General features: G+C 65.5%; 20 protein-coding genes. 18 read left to right on the top strand and 2 right to left on the bottom strand.

Going from position 1 to position 18,623, the window contains the following annotated elements:
* The first annotated feature begins 45 nt into the window (after positions 1-45).
* Positions 46-930 (top strand): IS3 family transposase, encoded by an 885-nt coding sequence (locus AC4ELH_RS01770; protein WP_498883077.1) that lies wholly within the window; start codon positions 46-48, stop codon positions 928-930.
* 63 nt (positions 931-993) lie between these two features.
* Here AC4ELH_RS01770 and AC4ELH_RS01765 read toward each other — a convergent pair whose 3' ends face one another.
* The gene (locus AC4ELH_RS01765; RefSeq protein WP_064880106.1) at positions 994-1,599 is read right to left on the bottom strand and encodes a TetR/AcrR family transcriptional regulator; all 606 of its coding nucleotides are present in this window, start codon (positions 1,597-1,599) and stop codon (positions 994-996) included.
* A 125-nt stretch (positions 1,600-1,724) separates the two neighbouring features.
* On the opposite strand from AC4ELH_RS01765, the gene fadD1 reads away from it, so the two are divergent.
* From fadD1 to AC4ELH_RS01685, 16 genes are all read left to right on the top strand, one after another.
* Entirely contained in the window at positions 1,725-3,278 is a 1,554-nt protein-coding gene (gene fadD1, locus AC4ELH_RS01760) for a fatty-acid--CoA ligase FadD1 (RefSeq protein WP_064960774.1), read from the top strand.
* A gap of 136 nt (positions 3,279-3,414) precedes the next feature.
* Positions 3,415-3,657, top strand: a complete 243-nt coding sequence (gene rpmE / locus AC4ELH_RS01755; protein ID WP_019344296.1) for a 50S ribosomal protein L31 — start codon at positions 3,415-3,417, stop codon at positions 3,655-3,657.
* A 102-nt stretch (positions 3,658-3,759) separates the two neighbouring features.
* Positions 3,760-4,863 carry a peptide chain release factor 1 gene (gene prfA, locus AC4ELH_RS01750; RefSeq protein WP_498883076.1) on the top strand — a complete coding sequence of 368 codons (1,104 nt, stop codon included), beginning with the start codon at positions 3,760-3,762 and terminating at the stop codon, positions 4,861-4,863.
* On the top strand, positions 4,860-5,705 hold the full coding sequence (gene prmC, locus AC4ELH_RS01745; protein ID WP_448448398.1) for a peptide chain release factor N(5)-glutamine methyltransferase: 846 nt from the start codon (positions 4,860-4,862) through the stop codon (positions 5,703-5,705). Before prfA ends, prmC begins: the two co-directional genes overlap by 4 nt.
* 30 nt (positions 5,706-5,735) lie before the next feature.
* The gene (locus AC4ELH_RS01740; protein ID WP_064960772.1) at positions 5,736-6,398 is read left to right on the top strand and encodes an L-threonylcarbamoyladenylate synthase; all 663 of its coding nucleotides are present in this window, start codon (positions 5,736-5,738) and stop codon (positions 6,396-6,398) included.
* Positions 6,399-6,408: 10 nt separating this feature from the next.
* Positions 6,409-7,653 carry a glycosyltransferase family 4 protein gene (locus AC4ELH_RS01735; protein WP_498883075.1) on the top strand — a complete coding sequence of 415 codons (1,245 nt, stop codon included), beginning with the start codon at positions 6,409-6,411 and terminating at the stop codon, positions 7,651-7,653.
* A gap of 266 nt (positions 7,654-7,919) precedes the next feature.
* Positions 7,920-8,366: an ATP synthase subunit I gene (locus tag AC4ELH_RS01730; protein WP_064884251.1), complete on the top strand. Its 447-nt coding sequence runs from the start codon at positions 7,920-7,922 to the stop codon at positions 8,364-8,366.
* Between the two features lie 10 nt (positions 8,367-8,376).
* Complete coding sequence (gene atpB / locus AC4ELH_RS01725) at positions 8,377-9,153, top strand: F0F1 ATP synthase subunit A (protein ID WP_055116170.1); 777 nt, start codon at positions 8,377-8,379, stop codon at positions 9,151-9,153.
* Between the two features lie 88 nt (positions 9,154-9,241).
* The gene (locus AC4ELH_RS01720) at positions 9,242-9,502 is read left to right on the top strand and encodes a F0F1 ATP synthase subunit C (protein WP_003888102.1); all 261 of its coding nucleotides are present in this window, start codon (positions 9,242-9,244) and stop codon (positions 9,500-9,502) included.
* Between the two features lie 9 nt (positions 9,503-9,511).
* A complete protein-coding gene (locus AC4ELH_RS01715) occupies positions 9,512-10,048 on the top strand; it encodes a F0F1 ATP synthase subunit B (protein WP_064884249.1) in 537 nt (178 codons plus the stop codon).
* Positions 10,049-11,386, top strand: coding sequence for a F0F1 ATP synthase subunit B/delta (locus AC4ELH_RS01710; RefSeq protein WP_064884247.1), 1,338 nt, complete (start codon positions 10,049-10,051; stop codon positions 11,384-11,386). It abuts the gene before it with no gap.
* A 47-nt stretch (positions 11,387-11,433) separates the two neighbouring features.
* Positions 11,434-13,083, top strand: coding sequence for a F0F1 ATP synthase subunit alpha (gene atpA / locus AC4ELH_RS01705; RefSeq protein ID WP_498883072.1), 1,650 nt, complete (start codon positions 11,434-11,436; stop codon positions 13,081-13,083).
* 7 nt (positions 13,084-13,090) lie between these two features.
* A complete protein-coding gene (locus tag AC4ELH_RS01700) occupies positions 13,091-14,014 on the top strand; it encodes a F0F1 ATP synthase subunit gamma (protein WP_044519624.1) in 924 nt (307 codons plus the stop codon).
* Positions 14,015-14,055: 41 nt separating this feature from the next.
* The gene (gene atpD / locus AC4ELH_RS01695; RefSeq protein WP_044519623.1) at positions 14,056-15,483 is read left to right on the top strand and encodes a F0F1 ATP synthase subunit beta; all 1,428 of its coding nucleotides are present in this window, start codon (positions 14,056-14,058) and stop codon (positions 15,481-15,483) included.
* A 33-nt stretch (positions 15,484-15,516) separates the two neighbouring features.
* Positions 15,517-15,882 (top strand): F0F1 ATP synthase subunit epsilon, encoded by a 366-nt coding sequence (locus tag AC4ELH_RS01690; protein WP_498883069.1) that lies wholly within the window; start codon positions 15,517-15,519, stop codon positions 15,880-15,882.
* Between the two features lie 15 nt (positions 15,883-15,897).
* Positions 15,898-16,344, top strand: coding sequence for a DUF2550 domain-containing protein (locus AC4ELH_RS01685; protein WP_498883068.1), 447 nt, complete (start codon positions 15,898-15,900; stop codon positions 16,342-16,344).
* A 2-nt stretch (positions 16,345-16,346) separates the two neighbouring features.
* Here AC4ELH_RS01685 and AC4ELH_RS01680 read toward each other — a convergent pair whose 3' ends face one another.
* On the bottom strand, positions 16,347-16,925 hold the full coding sequence (locus tag AC4ELH_RS01680; RefSeq protein ID WP_064884237.1) for a cob(I)yrinic acid a,c-diamide adenosyltransferase: 579 nt from the start codon (positions 16,923-16,925) through the stop codon (positions 16,347-16,349).
* 97 nt (positions 16,926-17,022) lie between these two features.
* Between AC4ELH_RS01680 and murA the strand changes: the two genes are divergently transcribed.
* Positions 17,023-18,279, top strand: coding sequence for a UDP-N-acetylglucosamine 1-carboxyvinyltransferase (gene murA, locus AC4ELH_RS01675; RefSeq protein ID WP_054602914.1), 1,257 nt, complete (start codon positions 17,023-17,025; stop codon positions 18,277-18,279).
* Positions 18,280-18,623 lie beyond the last annotated feature (344 nt).

Here is an 18,623-nt window from a genome sequence, read left to right as displayed (position 1 = left end):
GCAGGAGAATGAGCGGCTGCGAGCCGAGAACGCCTACCTAAAAAAATTGCGGGCCTTGAGGGCGCACGAGCGGCGGTGAAAGCCGCCGCTGTCGCCGCTCTCAAGGCTGATCATCGGCTGCCGGTGCTGCTGGAAGTCGCGCAGTTGGCGCGCTCGACGTTCTTCTATCACCAGGGCAAACCCGAGGCGCTCGACCCGCGCGCCGACCTCAAAGCCGCGATCACCGAGGCATTCAAGGCCGCCCACGGCCGCTACGGGCACCGCCGCATCCACACGGTGCTGACCAAGCAGGGGTTCGTGGTGGCAAAAAAGACCGTGCTGGCGGTGATGCGTGAGCTGGCGCTGATCTGCCGGGTGCGGCGCCGTCGGCGCTACAACTCCTACACCGGCGGGCCCGGTCAGGTCGCCGAAAATCTTCTCAACCGCGAGTTCAGCGCGAGCGCGCCGAATCAGAAGTGGGTCACCGACGTGACCGAGTTCCGCATCACCGATCGCAAGGTCTACTTGTCCCCGGTGCTCGATTTGTTCGATCGGTCGGTGGTGGCTTACGCGTGGTCGATGAGCCCGAATGTGGAGTTGACCAACACCTCACTGTCCGCAGCGATCGCCACCTTGGAACCGGGTGAATGTCCGCTGGTGCACTCCGATCAGGGTTTCCAATACCGGCATTGGTCCTGGCGCAAGTTGCTCGGCGACGCTGAGGTGGTGCAGTCGATGTCGCGGAAAGCCAACTGCTATGACAACGCGGTCATGGAGAACTTTTTCGGTCACCTGAAGTCAGAAATGTTCCACCACAACCGGTTCGACACTGTCGAGGACTTTACTGCAGCCCTTGACACCTACATCCACTGGTACAACACCGAACGAATCTCGACAAAACTCAAGGGCCTGAGCCCGGTCCAATACCGAGCCCAGGCCCTTGCCGCTTAAGCTCCAAACGTCAGTGTCCAACTTTCGGGGACCACTTCATATTCGGGGGCCTTTTTCGTGTTGTCAGGAAGTTGGCTGCGCGCGCAACCCCGGCATCAAATAGCGGCGAACCTGGGCGAGGACCGCGTCCTCGTCACTGGGATCCAGCGTGTTCCCCGGTACGGTCGCCAGCGAGATCAACACTCGCGCAACCCATTCCGATGCTTCGGGGATGTCGATGTCGGCACGCACCTCGCCGCGGTCACGGGCGGCCGCCAGATAGGGCGACCAGAACTCGGCGAGGTCGGGGATCATGCCCTGCACGCCGGCCCCGGCGCAGGCGGCGAATTCCTCGGGTTCGTCGGTGCGGAGTTTCATCAGGACCGCGCCGGGATCGTCGTAGGCTCGCAGGCCATTGCCGACGCCCCAGGCGATCTGGCGATCCAGCCCCTCGATCTGCTCCAGCATGGCCTGGGCTTCCGACCAGAACGTGTCGTTGAGGCGCACGATCACGGCGCCGAGCAGCGTCACCTTGTCCGGGAAATGGCGGTAGAGCCACCCGCGCGACACTCCGGCGGCCTCGGCGACCTCCGAGACGGTGGTCGCGCGAATGCCCTTGGTCCGCAGGCATTCTTCAGCAGCGTCGATCAGTCGATCTCGCACGCTGCGCGGCGCCGTGGTGCTGGTCAACTGTGGTGTCTCCTGGTCTTCCGGTTGGGCTCAGGTACATGATTCTGCCAAGCGTGTATCCGTCGCGCCAGAACCATGGTAGACAGTTTTCTAATTCTGTTCACTAACCCTTGGGGATTCATCGGATGGCCGAAACGCTGCAGCAGCTGCTCCGGGAACGCGAAGCAGGTGACACGGTCGCCATCAAGTACGGCGACCGGACGTGGTCGTGGCGTGAGCATATCGCCGAGGCGAAGGCCCAGGCCGCGACCCTGATCGGGATCGCCGAGCCGCAGCGTCCCCTCCATGTGGGCACCCTTCTCGGCAATACCCCCGACATGCTGACCGCGCTGGCCGCTGCGGCCCTCGGCGGCTACGTGCTGTGCGGCATCAACAACACCCGTCGAGGTGACGCGCTGGCCCGCGACATCGCCCGGGTCGAATGTCAGGTCGTCCTCGTCGACGAACACCATCGCGGGCTGCTCGAGGGCCTCGACCTGCCGGGCGTCACCGTCGTCGAGGTATCGGATACCGCCTGGTCATCGCGGGAACTCACGCCGCACCGCGAGGTCGGGCCCGACGACACCTTCATGATGATCTTCACCTCGGGCACCAGCGGCGAGCCCAAGGCCGTCCGGGTGCCGCATTCCATCGTGCTGTTCTCCGCCGCCGCGCTGGTGCAGCGCTACGACCTGACCGAGGCGGACACCTGCTACCTGGCCATGCCGCTGTTCCATTCGAATGGCGTGTACGCCGGGTGGGGCGTGGCGCTCAGCTCGGGCGCGGCCATGGCGCCGGCACAGTTCTCCGCGTCCGGGTTCCTTCCGGACATCCGCCGCTATGGCGCGACGTACATGAACTACGTCGGCAAGCCGTTGGCCTACATCCTGGCCACCGCCGAGCAACCCGACGACCACGACAACACGCTGCGCGTGGCGTTCGGCAACGAGGCCGCCGACCGCGACATCGACGAATTCAGCCGCAGGTTCGGATGCAGCGTCTGGGACGGCTTCGGCTCGACGGAGCTGGCGATCATCATCACCCGTTCCGAGGGCACCCCCGCCGGCAGCGTCGGCCAGGGCTTCCCAGGCGTGGCGATCTACGACCCGGAGACCCTTGAAGAGTGCCCGGCCGCACAATTCGATGCCACCGGTGCCCTGGTCAACGCCGAGGCCGCCACCGGGGAACTGGTGAACACCAACGGAAGCGGGATGTTCCGCGGCTACCACAACGATCAGGGCGCGACCGATGAACGGCTGCGCCACGGCATGTACTGGTCGGGCGACCTGGCCTACCGCGACGCCGACGGCTGGATCTACCTGGCCGGGCGCACCGCGGACTGGATGAGAGTGGACGGCGAGAACATCACCGCGGCGCCGATCGAACGCATCCTGTTGCGGCAGCCGGTGATCAGCCGCGTCGCCGTCTATCCCGTGCCCGACGAGTTCGTCGGTGATCAGGTGATGGCCGCCGTCGTGCTGCGTGACGGTCAGTCGCTGACGCCTGACGACTTCGGCGCGTTCCTGGCGCAGCAGCAGGATCTGTCGCCGAAATCCTGGCCGCGGTACGTCTGGCTGGCCGACGATCTGCCCAGCACGGCGACCAACAAGATTCTCAAGCGCGAGTTGGTTGCCCTCGGCGCAGATCCGGCCGGTCGGGTGCTCTGGAAGCGCGACGGTACGGTCTATACGACTCTCTGAGGCAAGGAATAGTCGCCGGTCATCCCGCGTTTAGGCTGTTGGCGGTTGACCTGGCATAATGGACCGCCGACCCTCGGTCCCGGTTCACGTCCATCTGAATTTCGGGCGACCCGGGCCAACGATTGAAGAGGAACCCATGAAAACAGGCATTCATCCTGAGTATGTCGAGACCACGGTGCACTGTGGTTGCGGCAATACCTTCCAGACCCGTAGCACCAAGCAGAGCGGCCAGATCGTGGTCGAGGTCTGCTCGCAGTGCCACCCGTTCTACACCGGCAAGCAGAAGATCCTCGACAGCGGCGGCCGCGTGGCCCGCTTCGAGAAGCGGTACGGCAAGCGCAAGCCTGCCGGTGATCAGGCTGCCGCAGCCGACAAGTAGCTACGTCAACGGCGCCCGATCTGTCGCATATGCGTCAGATCTGGGCGCTGTTCTCGTTTCCAGGAACGAGTTGGCGGCATAGGTGGAAAGGATGTGGCTGACGTGACGGACACCGCTTCTGCTGGGCTCCCGGCTCAGCCGGGGAAAGCAATCGAGGTGCTGCTCGCCGAGCACGCAGACCTTGAGCGCCAGCTCGCCGATCCCAGCCTGCACGCCGACGCCTCCGCCGCCCGCAAGGTGGGCCGACGCTTCGCCCAGGTCTCGCCCGTCGTGGGGACCTATCGCAAGCTCGAAGCCGCCCGTGGTGACCTGGAAGCCGCGCGCGAGCTTGCCGCCGACGACGCCAGCTTCGCCGACGAGGTGGACGAGCTGACCGCCAAGGTCACCGAACTCGACGCGCAGCTGACCGACCAATTGGCACCGCGCGACCCGCACGACGCCGATGACATCGTGCTTGAGGTCAAGTCAGGGGAAGGCGGCGAGGAGTCGGCACTGTTCGCCGCCGATCTGGCCCGCATGTACATCCGGTATGCCGAACGCCACGGCTGGACCGTCACCGTGCTCGACGAGACGTGGTCGGACCTGGGCGGCTACAAGGACGCCACCATCACGATCGCCAGCAAGGGCGATTCCGCCGACGGCGTGTGGTCGCGGATGAAGTTCGAGGGCGGCGTGCACCGCGTGCAGCGGGTGCCGGTCACCGAATCGCAGGGCCGGGTACACACCTCGGCCGCCGGCGTGCTGGTCTACCCCGAGCCAGAAGACGTCGAGCAGGTGCAGATCGACGAGTCCGACCTGCGCATCGACGTCTACCGGTCCTCGGGCAAGGGTGGCCAGGGCGTCAACACCACCGATTCCGCGGTCCGCATCACGCACCTGCCGACCGGCATCGTGGTGACCTGCCAGAACGAGCGCTCGCAGCTGCAGAACAAGGCCAGGGCCATGGTGGTGCTCGCCGCTCGGCTGCAGGCACTGGCCGAAGAACAGGCGTCGGCCGACGCATCGGCCGACCGGGCCAGCCAGATCCGCACGGTCGACCGCAGCGAACGGATCCGCACCTACAACTTCCCCGAGAACCGGATCGCGGATCACCGCATCAACTTCAAGGCGCACAACCTCGACCAGGTGCTCGACGGAGACATGGACGCGCTGCTCGACGCACTGGGCGCCGCCGACAAACAGGCCCGGCTGCAGCAGGAGACATGACCCCCGTGCGGCAGGCGGTCGCGGCCGCAACGGTGCGGCTCGCAGCCGCAGGCGTCGCCTCCCCGCGCATCGACGCCGAGCTGCTGGCCGCGCACGTGGCGGGCGTCGACCGCGGTCGGCTGATGTTCCTCGACGACGCCGACGAACAGTTCCGCCAGGCCTACGACGAACTCGTGGCCGCCCGGTCCCGTCGAATTCCGCTGCAACATCTGATCGGCACGGCGCCGTTCGGCCCGCTGACGCTCACGGTCGGGCCCGGGGTGTTCATCCCGCGGCCGGAAACCGAGGCGCTGCTCGAATGGGCCAGCACGCGGCAATTGCCTGGCAAGCCGCTGATCGTCGACCTGTGCACCGGCTCGGGTGCGTTGGCGTTGGCGCTGGCCGCGCGGTGGCCCGACGCGCGCGTGCTGGCCGTCGAGAACTCGCCCGCGGCCCTGGAGTTCGCGCGGCGCAACGCCACCGGGACGCGGGTCGAGATACTGGACGCCGACGTCACCGCGCCCGGCCTGCTGCCCGAACTCGACGGCCGGGTCGACCTGCTGGTGTCGAACCCGCCCTACATCCCCGAGGCCGCGGTCCTGGAACCCGAAGTGGCCGAACATGATCCCGTCACCGCATTGTTCGGCGGCCCCGACGGTATGTCGGTGATCCGGCCGATCGTCACACTCGCCGCCCGGTGGTTGCGCGATGGTGCGTCCTGCGCCGTCGAGCACGACGACACCACCTCCGAACTGTCGGTCGGGGCCTTCGTCGACGACGGTCACTTCACCGAGGTCACCGCGCGCCGCGACCTGGCCGGACGACCCCGCTTTGTGACGGCGACGAGGATTGGGAGAAGCTGAGTTGATGCGCGCACCGACCGGGGAGCCGACATGACGATCTTCGACTGCACCGACGCTGAGCAGCGTGCGACCGGTATCGCCTCGGCGATCAGCGCGGTGAAGGGCGGCCGATTGGTGGTGATGCCGACCGACACCGTGTACGGGATCGGTGCGGATGCCTTCGATCGCGACGCTGTCGGCAGCCTCCTCGCGGCCAAAGGCCGTGGCCGCAACATGCCGGTCGGTGTGTTCGTCGGCTCGTGGAGCACCATCGACGGTCTCGTGTACTCGGTGCCGCCGGCCGCCCGCGAGTTGATCAGGGCATTCTGGCCGGGCGCGCTGAGCCTGATCGTCACGCAGGCACCGTCGCTGCAATGGGACCTCGGGGACGCCAACGGCAACGTCATGCTCCGGATGCCGATGCACCCGGTGGCCATCGAGCTCCTGCGGGAGGTCGGCCCCATGGCCCAGTCCAGTGCCAACGTGTCGGGTCAGCCGGCCGCGGTGACCGCAGCGCAGGCCCACGAGCAACTCGGCGACAAGGTGGAGGTCTACCTCGACGGCGGGCCCGCCGAGCAACAGGCCGCGTCCACCATCGTCGACCTCACCGGCGTCCAGCCACGCATCCTGCGCGCCGGTCCGATCAGCGCGGCGGACATCGCCAGGGTCGTCGGCGTGGAAATCTCCACGCTCACAACAACACCTACGGAGTGATCTCAGCTTGCTGCAGTACGGTTCATCGGTGATGTCGGCCGGTGACGCAGTGATCCCCGCGGTCAATTCCGGGCTTCTCGCTCTGTCGGACCGAGGTGCCGGTGTTCCGCTGCGTGAGTTGGCGCTCGTCGGCCTGACCGCCGCGATCATCACGTATTTCGCCACCGGCTGGGTGCGGGTGCTGGCCATCCGGGTCGGCGCCGTCGCCTACCCACGGGAACGCGATGTCCACGTACAGCCGATACCGCGGATGGGCGGGTTGGCGATGTACATCGGGGTCGCCGCCGCGGTGCTGCTGGCTTCCCAACTACCCGCACTCACGCGGGGTTTCGTCTATTCCACCGGTATGCCCGCGGTCGTGGTCGCAGGTGGGCTCATCATGGCCATCGGGCTGATCGACGACCGCTGGGGGCTGGACGCCCTGACCAAATTCGCCGGCCAGATCACCGCGGCGAGCGTGCTGGTCACGATGGGTGTGGCCTGGAGCGTGCTCTACATCCCGTTCGGGGGAGTGGGCACCATCGTGCTCGACCAGGTGTCCTCGATCCTGCTCACGCTCGCGCTGACGGTGTCGATCGTCAACGCGATGAACTTCGTCGACGGACTCGACGGTCTGGCCGCCGGGCTGGGACTCATCACGGCCCTGGCCATCTGCATCTTCTCTGTCGGGCTGCTGCGCGACCACGGCGGCGACGTCCTGTTCTATCCGCCCGCGGTGATCTCGGTGGTGCTGGCGGGCGCCTGTCTGGGCTTCCTGCCGCACAACTTCCACCGGGCCAAGATCTTCATGGGCGATTCGGGATCGATGCTGATCGGCCTGATGCTGGGTGCGGCGTCGACGACCGCCGCCGGGCCGATCTCGCAGAACGCCTACGGTGCGCGCGACGTTTTCGCGCTGATGTCGCCGTTCCTGCTGGTGATCGCCGTGATGTTGGTGCCTGCACTGGACACGTTGCTGGCCATCGTGCGTCGCACCCGGGCAGGCCGGAGTCCGCTCAGCCCCGACAAGATGCATCTGCATCACCGACTGCTGCAGATCGGGCACTCGCATCGCCGCGCCGTGCTGTTGATCTACCTATGGGTGGGCATCATCGCTTTCGGTGCCGCAGCGACGATTTTCTTCGATCCCCGCTACACCGGAGCGGTCGTCGCGGTCGCCATCGTGGTGGCGATCGTGGTGACACTGATACCCCTGTTGCAACGTGGGAATGAAGCGTCCGAAGACGAGCACGAAGCGAAGTACGACAAAAAGTAGTAGGCCACGTTTAGGGGTGCCTACCATGTGTTAGGGTGCTGCCAGAACCCGAAAAACCTCGCGGGTTGCCGGCCCGGCCCCTCGGTTCGACGAACCGTCAGGTGCCGATCAACGACCGACAAAGGGAGCTACCCCGTGGGTGAATCGAGCCCGCCCGCCGCCCTCCGATATTCTCGTCGGGCGCGCACAGGGTTTTGCCAGGGGGCAGCAACCGTTGGCATCTCCGAGGGTGCGGCGTTTCGTGACAGCGGGATTGGGGTGAATCAGTGACGACACCAGCGCAGAACGCGCCGTTGGTGTTCCCGTCGGTGGCTTTCCGGCCACTGCGTCTACTGATTGTTTGCGTCGTCCTCACCGGGCTGGCCGTCGGGGCCGCCGGTTACATCGGACACATTTTCTTCGGCGTCTTCTTCGGTGTCGGCCTGGTCCTCGGCTTGATCAACGCCCTGCTGGTGCGTCGGGCCGTCGAGGCGATCACCGCCGAGGATCACCCGCTCAAGAAGAAGATGGCCGTGAACTCCGCGACGCGGCTGCTGATCATCACTGCGATCGCACTCGGCATCGCACTTTTCTTCAAGAAGCACGACGGCATCGCGGTGCTGTTCGGGCTGGCTATTTTCCAGGCTCTGCTGGTGATGAGCACCAGCATCCCCGTGCTGCGGAAGATCCGCTCCAACGGCCTGGATGTCTTGGATACGGAATCGAAGGGTTGAGCTGACCTATATGACTCAGACGACGACCGTGCTCGCCGCCGAAGAGGGTGGCGCCGCCATCCACGTAGGCCACCACACGATGGTGTTCGAGCTGTTCGGGATGACGTTCAACGGCGACACCATCCTGGCCACCGCGGTCACCGCGGTGATCGTGATCGCGCTGGCGTTCGTCCTGCGGGCCAAGGTCACCTCGACCGGGGTGCCGGGCGGTGTGCAGCTGTTCTGGGAGGCCTTGACCATCCAGATGCGCCAGCAGATCGAGGGCTCGATCGGTATGAAGGTCGCCCCCTTCGTGCTGCCCCTGTCGGTGACGATCTTCGTGTTCATCCTGATCTCCAACTGGCTCGCGGTGCTGCCGCTGCAGTACGGGGGCGCGGACGGCGCGGCTGCCGAGTGGTACAAGCCGCCGGCCTCCGACATCAACTTCGTGCTGGCGCTCGCACTGTTCGTGTTCCTCGCCTACCACGCCGCCGGTATCTGGCGTCGCGGCATCATCGGCCACCCGGTCAAGGTGATCAAGGGCCACGTCGCGTTCCTGGCGCCGATCAACATCGTCGAAGAGATCGCCAAGCCGATCTCGCTGGCCCTCCGTCTTTTCGGCAACATCTTCGCCGGCGGCATCCTGGTCGCGCTGATCGCGATGTTCCCCTGGTACATCCAGTGGGCACCCAATGCGATCTGGAAGACCTTCGACCTGTTCGTCGGCCTGATTCAGGCATTCATCTTCTCGCTGTTGACGATCCTGTACTTCAGCCAGTCGATGGAGCTGGACCACGAGGACCATTGAGCTCACTGATCCACATATCTGATCCCTACAACTGCAGCACACGAACCTCTGGCGGCACAGCCACCAGTTATCAAGGAGGATAAAAGGAATGGAACTCGACCCCAACGCCCTCATCACGGCCGGCGCGCTGATCGGTGGCGGTTTGATCATGGGCGGCGGCGCCATCGGCGCTGGTATCGGTGACGGTATCGCGGGTAACGCGCTGATCTCGGGCATCGCCCGGCAGCCCGAGGCCCAGGGCCGGCTGTTCACCCCGTTCTTCATCACCGTCGGTCTGGTGGAGGCCGCGTACTTCATCAACCTGGCCTTCATGGCGCTGTTCGTCTTCGCCACCCCGGGCCTGCAGTAGTCCATCAGCATGGGTGAACTCGGTTCGACTGTCCTGGCGGACAGCATCAACATCCTGGCTTCAAGCCAGGCAGCGGCGGAAGGCGGTGGGGGCCAGAGCAACTTCCTGGTCCCCAACGGCACCTTCTTCGCCGTGCTGATCATTTTCCTGATCACACTTGCTGTGATCGCGAAATGGGTTGTGCCACCGGTCGGCAAGGTACTGGCAGAGCGTGAAGCGATGCTGGCGAAGACCGCCGCCGACAACCGGAAGTCGGCCGAGCAGGTGGCCGCGGCACAGGCCGACTACAACGAGGCGATGGCCGGGGCTCGCACCCAGGCATCGGCAATCCGTGACGAGGCCCGCGCCGCGGGTCGCGAGGTGGTCGACGCCAAGCGTGCCGAGGCCAGCTCCGAAGTGGCCGAAACCGTGCGCGAGGCCGATGAGCAGCTTGCTGCCCAGGGTGCCGGTGTGCGGTCGGGACTGGAGTCTTCGGTGGACGGACTCTCGAAGACCCTGGCCAGTCGAATTTTGGGCGTCGACGTGAAATCAGGTGGGACGCAGTAGATGTCGATATTTATCGGACAGCTGATCGGCTTTGCCGTCATCGCATTCATCATCATCAAGTGGGTTGTGCCGCCGGTGCGGAACCTGATGCAGAAGCAGCAGGAAGCCGTGCGGGTCGCGCTCGCCGAGAGCGCCGATGCGGCCAAGAAGCTCGCCGAAGCCGATGACATGCATGCCAAGGCACTCGCCGACGCCAAGGCCGAATCGACCAAGGTGACCGACGAGGCCGCGCAGGACTCCGAGCGGATCACCGCTCAGCTGGCCGAGCAGGCCGGCACCGAGGCCGAGCGGATCAAGGCCCAAGGCGCTCAGCAGGTTCAGCTGATGCGCCAGCAGCTCATCCGCCAGCTGCGTACCGGTCTCGGATCGGAGTCGGTGGCCAAGGCCGACGCACTGGTCCGGGCACACGTCGCCGACCCGGCCGCACAGGCGGCCACCGTCGACCGGTTCTTGGCCGAGCTGGACCAGATGGCGCCATCGGCAGTGGTGATCGACACCGCGGCCACGTCCAAGCTGCGCGCGGCCAGCCGCGAGTCGCTGGCGGTCGTGGTCGGGAAGTTCGACTCCGTCGCCGACGGTCTGGACGCCGACGGGCTGACCACGCTTGCCGAGGAACTGGCCTCCGTCGCCAGGCTTCTGCTTTCGGAGTCGACGCTGAACCGGCATCTGGCCGAGCCGACCGACGAGAACGGCGCCAAGGCCGAGCTGGTCGATCGTCTGCTGTCGGGCAAGGTCGGCAACACCACACTGGACGTGCTGCGGACTGCGGTCTCGCAGCGCTGGTCGACCGAAGGGAACCTGGTCGACGCCATTGAACACACCGCACGTCTGGCGCTGCTCAAGCGCGCCGAGATCGCCGGTGAGGTCGACGAGGTGGAGGACCAGCTGTTCCGGTTCGGCCGCCTGCTCGACGCCGAGCCCAAACTCTCGGCCCTGCTCAGTGACTACACCGCCCCGGTCGACGGACGAGTCGCCCTGCTGGACAAGGTCCTCGGCGGTAACGCGAGTGGGAACGGGACGGCGGCGGCGCTGCTGACCCAGACTGTGGGACTGCTGCGCGGTGAGCGTGCCGACGAGGCCGTCATCGATCTCGCCGAACTCGCAGTCGCCCGCCGCGGCGAAGTGGTTGCTCACGTGACCGCCGCGGCTGACCTGACCGATGCTCAGCGGACCCGGCTGTCGGAGGTGCTCACCCGCATCTACGGACACCCGGTGTCAGTGCAGTTGCACGTCGACCCGGAACTGCTCGGTGGTCTGTCGATCACCGTCGGTGACGAAGTGATCGACGGCTCCATCGCATCCCGTCTGGCCGCCGCTGCGACACAGCTGCCGGACTGATAACCCCCACGAACCACCCCAAGAACAAGGTAGGAAGACGAAAAACCATGGCAGAGTTGACAATCTCGGCTGCTGATATCGAAGGTGCCATCGAGGACTACGTATCCTCGTTTTCCGCCGACACCGAGCGCGAAGAGATCGGCACCGTCGTCGACGCCGGTGACGGCATCGCTCACGTCGAGGGCCTGCCCTCGGTCATGACCCAGGAGCTCCTCGAGTTCCCGGGCGGTGTGTTGGGTGTGGCGCTCAACCTCGACGAGCACAGCGTCGGCGCCGTCATCCTGGGTGAGTTCGAGAAGATCGAAGAAGGCCAGCAGGTCAAGCGCACCGGCGAGGTGCTCTCGGTGCCCGTCGGCGACGCGTTCCTCGGTCGCGTCGTCAACCCGCTCGGTCAGCCGATCGACGGCCAGGGCGACATCGAGTCCGAGGAGCGGCGCGCACTCGAGCTGCAGGCCCCTTCGGTGGTGCAGCGCCAGGGCGTGTCCGAGCCGCTGCAGACCGGTATCAAGGCCATCGACGCCATGACCCCGATCGGCCGTGGCCAGCGTCAGCTGATCATCGGTGACCGCAAGACCGGCAAGACCGCGGTCTGCGTCGACACCATCCTCAACCAGCGTGAGGCCTGGGAGACCGGCGACCCCAAGCAGCAGGTGCGCTGCGTGTACGTCGCGATCGGTCAGAAGGGCACCACCATCGCCAGCGTGAAGCGGGCGTTGGAAGAGGGCGGCGCGATGGAGTACACCACCATCGTCGCGGCCCCCGCCTCCGATCCGGCCGGCTTCAAGTGGCTGGCGCCCTACACCGGTTCGGCCATCGGCCAGCACTGGATGTACGACGGCAAGCACGTGCTGATCGTCTTCGACGACCTCTCGAAGCAGGCCGACGCCTACCGCGCCATCTCGCTGCTGCTGCGCCGCCCGCCGGGCCGCGAGGCATTCCCCGGCGATGTCTTCTACCTGCACTCCCGCCTGCTGGAGCGTTGCGCAAAGCTGTCCGACGAACTGGGCGGTGGTTCGATGACGGGTCTGCCGATCATCGAGACCAAGGCCAACGACATCTCGGCGTTCATCCCGACCAACGTCATCTCGATCACCGACGGCCAGTGCTTCCTGGAGTCCGACCTGTTCAACCAGGGTGTGCGCCCGGCTGTGAACGTCGGTGTGTCGGTGTCCCGTGTCGGTGGCGCCGCGCAGATCAAGGCGATGAAGGAAGTAGCAGGAAGTCTCCGCCTTGATCTGTCGCAGTACCGCGAGCTGGAGGCCTTCGCGGCCTTCGCCTCGGATCTGGATGCGGCCTCGAAGGCTCAGCTGGACCGCGGTGTCCGCCTGGTCGAGTTGCTCAAGCAGGCGCAGTACAGCCCGCTGGCGGTCGAGGATCAGGTCGTCTCGATCTTCCTCGGTACCCAGGGTCACCTGGATTCGGTCCCGGCCGAAGACGTCACCCGCTTCGTCGACGAGCTGCTGGAGCATGTCAAGGCCAGCCACTCCGACATCCTCAAGGGCATCAAGGAGACCAAGAAGCTCTCCGAGGAGAACGAAGAGAAGCTGGTCTCGGTCATCAACGAGTTCAAGAAGGGCTTCGCCGCCACCGACGGCAGCTCCGTGGTCGTGAAGGACGCAGAGGCCGAAGCCTTGAATCCCGAGGACCTGGAGAAGGAATCGGTCAAGGTCCGCAAGCCGGCACCGAAGAAGGCCTAGGTAACCAATGGCAGCCACACTTCGCGAGCTACGCGGGCGTATCCGCTCCGCTTCGTCGATCAAGAAGATCACGAAGGCACAGGAGCTGATCGCCACGTCGCGGATCGCCAAGGCGCAGGCCCGGGTCGATGCGGCCCGGCCCTACTCCACCGAGATCACCAACATGCTCACCGAGCTTGCGGGTGCCAGCGCGCTGGACCACCCACTGCTCGTTCAGCGGGAGAATCCCAAGCGGGCCGGTGTGCTCGTGGTGTCCTCGGACCGCGGTCTCTGCGGCGGTTACAACGCCAACGTGCTGCGCCGCGCCGAAGAACTCTTCTCGCTGCTGCGGGAAGAGGGTAAGGAGCCGGTGCTCTACGTCGTCGGTCGAAAGGCCTTGGGCTACTACAGCTTCCGCCAGCGTGCGGTCGTCGAGTCCTGGACCGGCTTCTCGGAGCGTCCTGAGTACAGCAACGCCAAGGAGATCGCCGACACCCTGGTGACGGCGTTCATGTCCGGTGCCGACGACGAAGGCGACGATGCGGGAGCCGACGGCATTCTGGGCGTCGACGAACTGCACATCGTCTCCACCGAATTCCGGTCGATGCTCTCGCAGACCGCAGTGGCGCATCGGATTGCACCGCTGGTCGTCGAGTACGTCGGCGAGCCGGAAACCGGTCCGCACACGCTGTATTCGTTCGAGCCGAATGCCGAGGACCTGTTCGACGCGCTGCTGCCGCGCTACATCGCCACCCGCGTGTACGCGGCGCTGCTGGAGGCGGCGGCCTCGGAGTCGGCTTCGCGCCGGCGCGCCATGAAGTCGGCCACCGACAACGCCGACGATCTGATCAAAGCACTGACGCTTGCGGCCAACCGCGAACGTCAGGCGCAGATCACCCAGGAAATCAGCGAGATCGTGGGCGGCGCGAACGCGCTGGCCGACGCGCGCTAGCCGGACCAAAGACGAAAGCCTCGTAGGAAAGCGAAGAGAGAATGACTGCTACTGCAGAGAAGACCGCGGGCCGCGTAGTCCGCATCACCGGCCCGGTGGTGGATATTGAATTCCCGCGCGGTGCCGTGCCCGAGCTGTTCAACGCGCTGCACGCCGACATCACCTACGGCGCGCTCGCCAAGACCCTGACGCTCGAGGTTGCCCAGCACCTCGGCGACAACCTGGTGCGCTGCATCTCCATGCAGCCCACCGATGGCCTGGTGCGTGGCACCGACGTCCGCGACACCGGCGCCTCGATCTCCGTGCCGGTCGGCGACGGCGTCAAGGGCCACGTGTTCAACGCCCTCGGTGACTGCCTCGACGAGCCCGGCTACGGCAAGGACTTCGACCACTGGTCGATCCACCGCAAGCCGCCGGCATTCGCCGACCTGGAGCCCCGCACCGAGATGCTGGAGACCGGTCTGAAGGTCGTCGACCTGCTCACGCCGTACGTGCGTGGCGGCAAGATCGCCCTGTTCGGTGGCGCCGGTGTGGGTAAGACGGTTCTGATCCAGGAGATGATCAACCGTATCGCCCGCAACTTCGGTGGTACCTCGGTGTTCGCCGGCGTGGGTGAGCGCACCCGTGAGGGCAACGACCTGTGGGTCGAGCTCGCCGACGCCAACGTGCTGAAGGACACCGCGTTGGTGTTCGGTCAGATGGACGAGCCGCCAGGCACCCGTATGCGCGTCGCCCTGTCGGCCCTGACCATGGCCGAGTACTTCCGCGACGAGCAGAACCAGGACGTGCTGCTCTTCATCGACAACATCTTCCGGTTCACCCAGGCCGGTTCCGAGGTTTCGACCCTGCTGGGTCGTATGCCTTCGGCCGTGGGTTACCAGCCGACGCTGGCCGACGAGATGGGTGAGCTGCAGGAGCGCATCACCTCGACCCGTGGTCGCTCCATCACCTCGATGCAGGCCGTGTACGTGCCCGCCGACGACTACACCGACCCGGCGCCGGCCACCACGTTCGCCCACCTGGACGCCACCACCGAACTTTCGCGTGCGGTGTTCTCCAAGGGCATCTTCCCCGCTGTGGACCCGCTGGCCTCGTCCTCGACGATCCTGCACCCCAGCGTCGTCGGCGACGAGCACTACCGCGTCGCCCAGGAAGTCATCCGCATCCTGCAGCGCTACAAGGATCTCCAGGACATCATCGCCATCCTCGGTATCGACGAGCTGTCGGAAGAGGACAAGGTGCTGGTGTACCGCGCCCGTAAGATCGAGCGCTTCCTGAGCCAGAACATGATGGCGGCCGAGCAGTTCACCGGCCAGCCGGGTTCGACCGTGCCGCTCAAGGAGACCATCGAGGCCTTCGACAAGCTGGCCAAGGGCGAGTTCGATCACCTGCCCGAGCAGGCGTTCTTCCTCATCGGTGGTCTGGACGACCTGGCGAAGAAGGCCGAAAGCCTCGGCGCCAAGCTGTGATGAAGTCGTTCGGAAACAGGGAGGTGGTGTGACATGGCTGATTTGAACGTCGAGATCGTTGCCGTCGAGCGTGAGCTCTGGTCCGGCACCGCTACGTTCGTCTTCACCCGGACCACCGCTGGTGAGATCGGCATCCTGCCGCGACACATCCCGTTGGTCGCCGAGCTCGTCGACGACGCCATGGTGCGGGTCGAGCGTGAAGGCGAAGACGATCTGCGGATCGCCGTCGACGGCGGTTTCCTGTCGGTGACCGAGGAGACGGTTCGCATCCTGGTGGAGAACGCTCAGTTCGAATCCGAGATCGACGCGGATTCCGCCAAGCGGGATGCGGAGTCCGACGACGAGCCGACAGCGGCATGGGGTCGGGCGCGCCTGCGCGCTCTCGGCCAGATCGACTGACGACAGAGACGACAGATGAGCGCGCCCATGATTGTCATGGTCGCGCTCGTCTGCGTTCTGCTACTGGCGGTCGGAGCGTTGAGTTACCGATTGTGGAAGTTGCGTCAGGTTGGCGGGACGGCAGCCATCCTGCGTGACTTCCCCGCCGAGGGCGGCAGTGGCTGGCGCCACGGAGTGATGCGCTACCGCGGTGGGGAGGCCGGGTTCTACCGGCTGTCCAGCATGCGGTGGTGGCCTGATCGACGGTTGAGCCGGCGGGGGCTGGAAGTGGTGTCGCGCCGCCTCCCACGTGGCGATGAGTTCGACATCATGACCGATCAGATCACGATTCTGGAATTGCGCGATACCAGCCCCGAACGCCGCCAAGGCTATGAGATCGCCCTGGACCGGGGCGCGCTCACGGCGTTCACCTCTTGGCTTGAGTCGCGGCCGTCACCGCGAGCTCGCCGCCGCAATTACTGAAGCTATTTCTCGGTTCCGCCGCCTGGCTTCCACAGGACGTCGCCCTCCGGGTTCGCGACCCGCGACAGGATGAACAACAGATCCGACAGCCGGTTGAGGTACTTCGCGGGCAGCACGCTGACCGACTCACCGTGCTCATCCACCGCGATCCATGCCGACCGTTCAGCTCGGCGAGCCACCGTCCGGGCGACATGGAGCAGGGCGGACAGGGGACTGCCGCCGGGCAGGATGAACGAGTTCAGGGCAGGGAGTGCCTCGTTGAACTCGTCGCACCACTTCTCCAGGCGGTCGATGTAGGCCTGGGAAATCCGCAACGGTGGGTACTCGGGGTTCTCGACGACGGGGGTGGACAGGTCGGCGCCCGCGTCGAACAGGTCGTTCTGAATTTGGCGCAATACTGCCCGGATTTGCTGATCGGGTTCGCCCAGGGCTACTGCGACGCCGATGGAGGCGTTGACTTCGTCACAGTCGGCGTAGGCCGCCAACCTCGAATCATTCTTGGAAACCCTGCTGAAATCACTCAGCCCGGTCGTGCCGTCGTCGCCGGTGCGGGTATAGATACGGGTGAGATGAACAGCCATAGCTGAACCGTACCGGGCTTCAGGACAAGCTCGCCGGGCTCGGCGGATCTGTCCGAGCAGGCGGAAACTCGACGGCAGGCTGTCTACACTGACCGGCGTGAGCGAGCGTTTCTTGGTGACCGGAGGAAACCGGTTATCAGGCGAAGTTGCTGTCGGTGGGGCAAAGAACAGCGTGCTGAAACTGATGGCGGCCTCATTGCTGGCCGAGGGCACCAGCACGATCACCAATTGCCCCGACATCCTGGACGTACCGCTGATGGCGGAGGTGCTGAGGGGGTTGGGTGCGACGGTCGAGCTGGACGGTGACACCGTCCGGATCACGTCGCCCGACGAACCCAAGTACGACGCGGATTTCGCGGCGGTCCGCCAGTTCCGCGCCTCGGTCTGCGTGCTGGGACCACTCGTCGGCCGCTGCAAGAAAGCCAAGGTCGCGCTGCCCGGCGGTGACGCGATCGGCTCGCGGCCGCTGGACATGCACCAAGCGGGCTTACGGCAGCTGGGCGCGACCTGCAACATCGAGCATGGCTGCGTGGTGGCAGAGGCCGATCATCTGCGGGGTGCCGAGATCCAACTGGAGTTCCCGTCAGTGGGGGCGACCGAGAACATCCTGATGGCCGCCGTACTGGCTGAAGGTGTCACCACGATCCACAATGCGGCGCGCGAGCCCGACATCGTCGACATCTGCGCGATGCTCAACCAGATGGGCGCCAAGGTCAGCGGAGCCGGGACGTCGACATTGACGATCACCGGCGTCGACCGGCTCTACCCCACACAACACCGGGTGATCGGTGACCGGATCGTGGCGGCCACCTGGGGGATAGCGGCGGCGATGACGCGCGGGGACATCTCGGTGACCGGCGTGGACCCGCAACATCTGCAGCTGGTCCTGCACAAGCTGCACGACGCCGGCGCCACCGTGACCCAGAACGACGACGGTTTCCGGGTGGTCCAGTACGAGCGTCCCAAAGCGGTGAACGTCGCGACGCTGCCATTCCCGGGTTTCCCGACCGACCTGCAGCCGATGGCGATCGGCCTTGCCGCGGTGGCCGACGGCACATCGATGATCACCGAGAACGTGTTCGAAGCCAGGTTCCGGTTCGTCGAGGAGATGATCCGGTTGGGTGCCGACGCGCGGACCGACGGCCATCACGCGGTGGTGCGGGGGATCCCGCAGCTGTCGAGCGCTCCGGTGTGGTCTTCGGATATCCGGGCCGGCGCCGGCCTGGTGCTCGCCGGCTTGGTCGCCGACGGTGAAACCGAGGTTCACGACGTGTTCCACATCGACCGCGGATACCCGTTGTTCGTGGAAAACCTGTTGAGCCTCGGAGCGGAGATCGAAAGAGTAGGCTCGTAAGCAGCACGTCCGAGCCTGTCTTTCAGCCTCGAAATCGCGCTGACCAGCCGATTTGACCTTGTAGGCAGGCTCGCGCTAATCTTTTGAAGTCGCCGCGGAGCGGGGAAAACCCCCGGGGCCAGAGCGACTTGACAAGCCAGCTGAGAACGTACTAAGCTGGCGAGGTTGCCTCAGACCGGATGAAATAAGCCAGGATGAAGCAACTTGACTTGCCAGCAAGGTTCAAATTAAGCTGGCGGGGTTGCCCCAAAACAGGGTGACAAAGCAGAAAAGTCTGTTGTTTGAGAACTCAATAGTGTGTTTGGTGGTTTTTGTTTGTTGTTTTTGGCCACGCTCTTTTTCCC

The sequence above is a fragment of the Mycobacterium shunyiense genome (genome assembly GCF_058270075.1).
The sequence above is the reverse complement of the archived record's forward strand: the minus strand, read 5'-3'. Positions and strand labels throughout refer to the sequence as shown.

Bases quoted from the DNA above. Each gene is read 5' to 3' on its own strand.
- fadD1 (WP_064960774.1), top strand. From the start codon at position 1,725: ATGGCCGAAACGCTGCAGCAGCTGCTCCGGGAACGCGAAGCAGGTGAC.
- rpmE (WP_019344296.1), top strand. From the start codon at position 3,415: ATGAAAACAGGCATTCATCCTGAGTATGTCGAGACCACGGTGCACTGT.
- prmC (WP_448448398.1), top strand. From the start codon at position 4,860: ATGACCCCCGTGCGGCAGGCGGTCGCGGCCGCAACGGTGCGGCTCGCA.
- AC4ELH_RS01740 (WP_064960772.1), top strand. From the start codon at position 5,736: ATGACGATCTTCGACTGCACCGACGCTGAGCAGCGTGCGACCGGTATC.
- atpB (WP_055116170.1), top strand. From the start codon at position 8,377: ATGACTCAGACGACGACCGTGCTCGCCGCCGAAGAGGGTGGCGCCGCC.
- AC4ELH_RS01720 (WP_003888102.1), top strand. From the start codon at position 9,242: ATGGAACTCGACCCCAACGCCCTCATCACGGCCGGCGCGCTGATCGGT.
- AC4ELH_RS01715 (WP_064884249.1), top strand. From the start codon at position 9,512: ATGGGTGAACTCGGTTCGACTGTCCTGGCGGACAGCATCAACATCCTG.
- AC4ELH_RS01710 (WP_064884247.1), top strand. From the start codon at position 10,049: ATGTCGATATTTATCGGACAGCTGATCGGCTTTGCCGTCATCGCATTC.
- atpA (WP_498883072.1), top strand. From the start codon at position 11,434: ATGGCAGAGTTGACAATCTCGGCTGCTGATATCGAAGGTGCCATCGAG.
- AC4ELH_RS01700 (WP_044519624.1), top strand. From the start codon at position 13,091: ATGGCAGCCACACTTCGCGAGCTACGCGGGCGTATCCGCTCCGCTTCG.
- atpD (WP_044519623.1), top strand. From the start codon at position 14,056: ATGACTGCTACTGCAGAGAAGACCGCGGGCCGCGTAGTCCGCATCACC.
- AC4ELH_RS01690 (WP_498883069.1), top strand. From the start codon at position 15,517: ATGGCTGATTTGAACGTCGAGATCGTTGCCGTCGAGCGTGAGCTCTGG.
- AC4ELH_RS01685 (WP_498883068.1), top strand. From the start codon at position 15,898: ATGAGCGCGCCCATGATTGTCATGGTCGCGCTCGTCTGCGTTCTGCTA.
- AC4ELH_RS01680 (WP_064884237.1), bottom strand. From the start codon at position 16,925: ATGGCTGTTCATCTCACCCGTATCTATACCCGCACCGGCGACGACGGC.